The organism is uncultured Sphingomonas sp. (assembly GCF_964250165.1).
GTDB lineage: Bacteria > Pseudomonadota > Alphaproteobacteria > Sphingomonadales > Sphingomonadaceae > Sphingomonas.
In genome coordinates this window covers 1-6,483 of sequence record NZ_CAXUEK010000104.1, presented here as the reverse complement: position 1 = coordinate 6,483, position 6,483 = coordinate 1, and the positions used below count along the sequence as shown (strand labels likewise).

At 69.7% G+C, this 6,483-nt stretch carries 7 protein-coding genes; all 7 read right to left on the bottom strand.

The genetic code is table 11. The features are described from left to right. Nucleotides 1-302: 302 nt before the first annotated feature. Nucleotides 303-1,076: a slipin family protein gene (locus tag ACFE64_RS14465; protein ID WP_375393159.1), complete on the bottom strand. Its 774-nt coding sequence runs from the start codon at nt 1,074-1,076 to the stop codon at nt 303-305. Between the two features lie 48 nt (nt 1,077-1,124). Further along, nucleotides 1,125-2,018: a 3-hydroxyisobutyrate dehydrogenase gene (gene mmsB, locus ACFE64_RS14460; protein ID WP_375393158.1), complete on the bottom strand. Its 894-nt coding sequence runs from the start codon at nt 2,016-2,018 to the stop codon at nt 1,125-1,127. A 40-nt stretch (nt 2,019-2,058) separates the two neighbouring features. Then, the gene (locus ACFE64_RS14455) at nt 2,059-2,832 is read right to left on the bottom strand and encodes an enoyl-CoA hydratase (RefSeq protein WP_375393157.1); all 774 of its coding nucleotides are present in this window, start codon (nt 2,830-2,832) and stop codon (nt 2,059-2,061) included. An 83-nt stretch (nt 2,833-2,915) separates the two neighbouring features. Next, the gene (locus ACFE64_RS14450; protein WP_375393156.1) at nt 2,916-3,980 is read right to left on the bottom strand and encodes an enoyl-CoA hydratase/isomerase family protein; all 1,065 of its coding nucleotides are present in this window, start codon (nt 3,978-3,980) and stop codon (nt 2,916-2,918) included. Nucleotides 3,981-4,138: 158 nt separating this feature from the next. Then, complete coding sequence (locus ACFE64_RS14445) at nt 4,139-5,284, bottom strand: acyl-CoA dehydrogenase family protein (protein ID WP_375393160.1); 1,146 nt, start codon at nt 5,282-5,284, stop codon at nt 4,139-4,141. A 31-nt stretch (nt 5,285-5,315) separates the two neighbouring features. Beyond that, nucleotides 5,316-5,651, bottom strand: coding sequence for a hypothetical protein (locus tag ACFE64_RS14440; protein WP_375393155.1), 336 nt, complete (start codon nt 5,649-5,651; stop codon nt 5,316-5,318). A gap of 31 nt (nt 5,652-5,682) precedes the next feature. Further along, nucleotides 5,683-6,483, bottom strand: an 801-nt coding sequence (locus ACFE64_RS14435) for a TRCF domain-containing protein (RefSeq protein ID WP_375393154.1), incomplete at its 5' end; no start/stop codon positions are given.

Genomic DNA, 6,483 nt, shown 5'->3' with positions numbered 1-6,483 from the left:
CCGATGATCCCGGCCGACGCCAGCGTGCCGTAGATGAAGAAATCGTACCACTCGAACACCGTGCCGAGCGCGGACGCGGCGATGACCAGGCGGATGTCGGCCTTGGTCGGTTCATTGACGGCGGCGTCCATGTCGCTCCCTTCGCCCGGGCCGGTTTAACGGGGCGCTTCCGCCGGGCAAGTCATTCGGCGAGGCGACGGGAAGGTGGAGAAGGCGAACGCGACGGAGCGTGGCGCGCCAGCCTCGCCGGCCCGCGGAAAGCGGTGTCCAGTCGCGCGGGCGGCGGCGGAAGTGCCTGTCGCTCAATCGGCCGATGCTGCGGGCAGTCCCGCGATTGTCCGGGCGGCGTGAAGAAGCTCCACGGGAAGCATGGCGATGATGGTGCTGTTGTGCTCGACCCCGATTTCCGCAAGCGTCTGGAGACGGCGCAGCTCCAAAGCGCCTGGCGCGCTGCCGATCATCGTCGCAGCGTCGGCGAGTTTCTGCGCGGCTTCGTTTTCCCCTTCGGCCTTGATGATGCGCGCGCGCTTCTCGCGGATCGCCTCGGCCTCGCGCGCGATGGCGCGCTGCATCTGCTCGGGAATGTCGACGTCCTTGATCTCGACCGCGTCGATCTCGATGCCCCAGCGCCCCGCCGCGCTCGCCAGCAACTCGAGCAGCCGCCGATTGATGCCGATACGGTCCTTGAGCATCTGATCGAGGTCGCTCTGGCCGATCGCGTCGCGCATCCCCGTTTCAGCCGCCTGCACCACCGCCGCCTCATAGGCTTCCACCGAGGTCACGACCCGGGCGGGATCGGCGGCTCGATACCACAGCACAGCGTTCACCTTTACCGCGACGCCATCGCGCGTGATCGTCTCCTGCGTTTCGAGCTGCACCGTCACCGTGCGGATATCGACCTTGACCACGCGATCGATGAACGGGATCAGCCAATACCAGCCCGGCCCCTTGGTGGTGCCCAGCCGCCCGAGCCGGAACAGCACGGCGCGTTGGTATTCCTGGTTCACGCCGAACGTCTTCGACGCGACCGCGAGAAGGATGACCACCGGAACCGCGAGAATGAAGATATAGGACATGGAAGTCTCCCGTACCGGTCTCCGGGTACGCCGCCTTGGGACAGCCGCCTATGCTCGAACCGATGTCGATGTCCCAAGCAGCTCGATGATGCCGCTGAAATCCTTGCCGCCCTGCCCCTCGCGCACGAAGCGCTCGTAAAGCTCGGCGGCCTTGGCGCCCATCGGCGTGTCCGCGCCGGCGTCGCTCGCCGCCTGCTGTGACAGGCGCAGGTCCTTGAGCATCAGCGCGGCGGCGAAGCCGCCCTGATAATCGTGGTCGGCGGGGGTGTCCGGCCCGACGCCGGGGAAGGGGCAGTAGCTGGTCATCGACCAGCTCTGGCCCGACGACACGCTGGCGATAGCGAAGAACGATTGCGCGGAGAGCCCCAGCTTCTCGGCCAGCCCGAACGCCTCGCACGTCGCGATCATCGTCGCGCCTAAGATCATGTTGTTGCAGATCTTCGCCGCCTGCCCCGCCCCGCTCGGGCCGGCATGGATCACCGCCTTGCCCATCGCCGACAGGAACGGCTCGGCGCGCTCGAAGGCGTCCGCCGGCCCCCCCGCCATGAAGGTGAGCGTCCCCGCCGCCGCCGCCGCGATACCGCCGGAGACGGGGGCGTCGACCGCCAGGAAGCCCGCCTCGACCGCCTGGGTCGCAACCCGCTTTGCCGTGGCGACGTCGATGGTGGAGCAATCGATCAGGACCGCGCCCGGCGCGCAGGCGGGTAGGATCGCGGCATAGGTCTGCGCGACATGCGTGCCCGCGGGCAACATGGTGACGACCGCCTCCGCGCCCTCCACCGCCGTGGCGGCATCGGCCGCGCGCAGGCAGCCGGCGCTCTCGGCGCGGGCGAGCGCGTCGTCGCTCAGGTCGAAGGCGCGGACGTCATGGCCGGCCTTCGCCAGGTTCGCGGCCATCCCGCCGCCCATGTTGCCGAGGCCGATGAATGCGATGCGGGCCATTCTTCTCTCCTTCTGCGCCCCTCCCGCTTGCGGGAAGGGATTATCTGCCCTTCCACGCGCCCGCCCGCTTCTCCACGAACGCGGTCATCCCCTCCTTCTGGTCCTCCGTCCCGAACAGGCCGTGGAACAGGCGGCGCTCGAAGCGGATGCCCTGGGTTAGCGGCGTCTCGAACGCGGCGTCGACCATTTCCTTGATCGCCTTGGCCGCGAGCGGGGCCATGGCGGCGATCTGGGTGGCGACCTTGACCGCTTCGTCGACCAGCTCGCCCGCCGGGACGATGCGGCTGACCAGCCCGGCGCGCTCGGCCTCGGCGGCGTCCATCATCCGGCCGGTCAGGCACATCTCCATCGCCTTCGCCTTGCCGACCGCGCGCGTCAGGCGCTGCGAGCCGCCCATGCCCGGCGCGACGCCGAGCCTGATCTCGGGCTGGCCGAACTTCGCGGTGTCCGCCGCCAGGATGAAGTCGCACATCATCGCCAGCTCGCAGCCGCCGCCGAGCGCGAAGCCGGCGACCGCGGCGATGATCGGCTTGCGGGTGCGCGTGAAGAGCTCCCAGCCGGCGAAATAGTCGGCGCCGTACATCTCGCCGAACGATTGCGGCTGCATCTCCTTGATGTCCGCGCCGGCCGCGAACGCCTTGTCGGAGCCGGTGAGGACGGCGCAGCCCTGGCTCGGGTCGGCATCGAAAGCCTGGCAAGCGGCGACCAGCTCGCCCAGTACCTGGCTGTTGAGCGCGTTGAGCGCCTGCGGGCGATTGAGCGTGACGAGCGTCACCGCGCCGCGCTGCTCGACGAGGATCGTTTCGTAGGTCAAAGCCGTCATTCCCGCGAAAGGCGGGAATCCATTAATCCCCGCGGTGAGTCTGGATCCCCGCCTTCGCGGGGATGACGATCGAGTCAACTCGGCGCCCACGCCTCCGCGTCCGGCAGCGGCGCGAAGATCTGGTCGATCAGGTGATCGCTGACGCCCTCCGGCGTGGCGGGATCCCAGCGCGGCGCGTTGTCCTTGTCGACGATCACCGCGCGCACGCCCTCCAGGAAGTCGTGGCGCTGCACGACGCGGCTGGCGACCGCATATTCCTGCCGCATCTCGTCCTCGAAGGTCGCCATGGTGGCGCCGTCGAGCAGCAGCTTGAGGCTGATCTTCATGGTCTGCGGCGACTTTGTCCTCAGCGTCGCCAGAGTCTCGCGCGCGAAGTCCGAGCGGTCCGCTTCCAGCGCGGCGAACACCTCCTCCAGCGCGTCGGCCGCGAACAGCCGGGCGATGGCGTCGGCATGATCGAGAATGGCCGCGCGCGACGGCGCGGTGGCGGCGGCGTCGAGCAGCGTCTCGGCCCCTTGCGGATCGGCGGCGAGACGATCCTTCAACGCCGCGAGCGCCTGGCTCGGGACATAGTGGGTCGCCAAGCCGAGCGCGAGGCATTCCGCGCCGTCCAGTCGATGCCCCGTCAGCGCGAGATACCGGCCCATCCGCCCCGGCAGCCGCGACAGATACCAGCCGCCGCCGACGTCCGGGAACAGGCCGATACCCGTCTCCGGCATGGCGAACCGCGTGTTCTCGGTCGCGACCCGGAAACGGCACGGCAGGCTGAGGCCGACGCCGCCGCCCATCGTCACGCCGTCCATGAAGGCGATGGTCGGCTTGGCGTAGGTGAAGAGGCGATGGTCGAGCCGGTATTCGGTGTGGAAGAAGGCCCGCGCCGCGACGCCGTCGGCCGCGCCGCTGTCCGCCAGCATGCGGATGTCGCCGCCCGCGCAGAAGCCCCTGGAGCTTTTAGGATCGCCATCCGGCGAGGGCGCATGGTCGATCAGCACCGCCTCGACCTCAGGGTCGTCGCGCCACGCCGCCAGCGTGGCCAGCATCGCCTCGCACATGGCGGTGTTGAGCGCGTGGAGCTGGCGCGGTCGATTGAGCCGCAGCCGGCCGACGCGGCCGTCGCGTTCGGCGAGAACCTCGGACATCTATGATCCTCCCCGGGACGGGGAGGGGGACCAGCGGCGCAGCCGATGGTGGAGGCGGCTCCGGCTTGAGCGGGCCGCCCTGATCGGAGCCTCCTCCACCACGACGCTTCGCGTCGCGGTCCCCCTCCCCGTCCCGGGGAGGATATGCCGAGCTCTGCTCACTGGCGGGTCAGCTCGCGGCCGACGATCATGCGCATCACCTGGTTGGTCCCCTCCAGGATCGAATGGACGCGCAGGTCGCGCCAGAACCGCTCGATCGGGTAGTCGCGCAGGTAGCCGTAGCCGCCATGCAGCTGCAGCGCGCGGTCGACGATCGCGGAGCCGTTGTCGGTCGCCAGCCGCTTCGCCATGGCCGAGAAGCGCGACTTGTCGGGCGCGTCCGCGGTCACCTTGGCGGCGGCGAGATAGAGCAGCGCGCGTGCCGCCTCCAGGTCGGTCGCCATGTCGGCGAGCGTGAACTGGGTGTTCTGGAAATCGGCGACGGGCTGGCCGAACTGCTGGCGCTCCTTGGTGTAGCGGATCGACTCGTCCAGACAGCGCTGCGCGCCGCCAAGCGAGCAGGCGCCGATGTTGATCCGACCGCCGTCGAGCCCCGCCATCGCGATCCGGAACCCCTCGCCCTCCGTGCCGACCAGGTTCGCCACGGGAACGCGGCAATCCTCGAAGATCACCTGCGCGGTCGGCGACGCGTTCCACCCCAGCTTCTTCTCCGGCGCGCCGAAGGACAGGCCGGGCGCGCCCCTCTCGACCACCAAGGCGGTGATGCCCTTCGACTTCTCCTCACCGGTGCGGACCATGCAGACATAGACGTCGCTATAGCCCGCGCCCGAGATGAACTGCTTGGTGCCGTTCAGGACATAGTGATCGCCGTCGCGCCGCGCCGTCGTCTTGAGCGCGGCGGCGTCGGAGCCGGAGCCGGGCTCGGTCAGGCAGTAGCTGGCGATCCTGTCCATCGCGACGAGATCGGGGAGGAAACGGTCCTTGATCTCGCGGCCGCCGAAGCGGTCGATCATCCAGGTCGCCATGTTGTGGATCGAGATGAAGGCGCTGGTGGCGGGGCAGCCATAGGCCATCGCCTCCATAATCAGCGCCGCCTCCAGCCGGCCGAGCCCGGTGCCGCCCGCCGCCTCCGCCACGTAGATCGCGCCGAAGCCGAGCGCGCCGGCGGCCTTCCACACGTCGACGGGGTAATGATGCTCCTCGTCCCACCGGGCGGCGAAGGGCGTGATGTTGTCGGCCGTGAAGCGCCGCGCCAGCTCCTGGATCTCGCGCTGGTCGTCGGTAAGGTCGAACTGGGTCATGATCTATCCGTGTACACAGCGGCGGCCGCATCGATCACTTGAACGCGATCAGCGCTCCCAAGATGGCGACGGCGAGGGTTGTGGTGGCCGCCAGCATCGCACCGAGCCGGATAGTGATACGCAGCTCCAGGTCTTTGATGTTCTGGCCGACACGCAGCTCCAGTTCTTTCAGATCCTGCCGCAAGCGCAATTCAGTTTCACGCAGGTTCGCATCCTGCCGCGCCGAGGCCTCTTCCACATCGCGTCGGGTGCTGAGGCCGTCCAGCACGACGGAGCCAAGCGCATCGGCAAGTTCCTCCGCGACCGCGCGGGCCATGCCGGCGGTCTCCATCCGACGCACGAAGGCTTGCGTGTCGAAATACTGGGTCACCGGCCGCGTGTAATCGAAGCACCGCGGCGTGTCACTCACCCACCGCCAACGCGTCCAGCAGCGCCCGTACCCGCTCCAGCCGTTCGCCCGGGTCCTCGATGCGTTCGGCGAGCAGCAGGCGGCCGTTCTTTTCCGTCAGGCCGGCGGCGCCGGCGGCGCCGGCGAAGTCCTTGCGCGGGGTGAGCGCGATCGCGGCGGGGCCTGCGTCGATCCTGGCGATGCGCGCGTCCATGGCGGCGAGGCGGATCGCGGCGATGTCGAGCAGCAGCCGCGCCGCGGGGGGCGGCGGCCCGAAGCGGTCCTCCAGCTCGGCGATGAAGCCGTCCAGCGCGCCCGCGTCCTCCAGCCGCGCGAGGCGGGCGTAGAGGGTGACGCGCAGCTCCGCTTCCGGGATCCAGTCGGCGGGCAGCGCGCCGGTCGCGCCAAGGTTCAGCTCGGGGGTCCACCGCTCCACGTCCTCGCCGCGCGCCGCACGCAGCGCCGCGACGAGCAGGAACTGATAGAGCTCCACCCCGATCAGCTTCATGTGCCCGGCCTGGTCGTCGCCGATCAGATCGCCCGCGCCGCGCATGTCGAGGTCGCGCGCGGCGATCGCGAAGCCGGCGCCGAGCCGGTCGAACGCCTCCAGCGTGCGCAGGCGCCGCACCGTGCGCTCGGCGACCGGATGGTCGGGATCGGTGAGCAGCAGCACCTGCCCGCGCCGGCCGCCGCGCCCGACGCGGCCGCGTAGCTGGTGCAGCTGCGACAGGCCGAAGCGGTCGGCGCGCCAGACGATCATGGTGTTCGCGCGCGGCACGTCCAGCCCCGCCTCGATGATGTTGGTGGCGAGCAG

Bases quoted from the DNA above. Each gene is read 5' to 3' on its own strand.
- ACFE64_RS14465 (WP_375393159.1), bottom strand. From the start codon at position 1,076: ATGTCCTATATCTTCATTCTCGCGGTTCCGGTGGTCATCCTTCTCGCG.
- mmsB (WP_375393158.1), bottom strand. From the start codon at position 2,018: ATGGCCCGCATCGCATTCATCGGCCTCGGCAACATGGGCGGCGGGATG.
- ACFE64_RS14450 (WP_375393156.1), bottom strand. From the start codon at position 3,980: ATGTCCGAGGTTCTCGCCGAACGCGACGGCCGCGTCGGCCGGCTGCGG.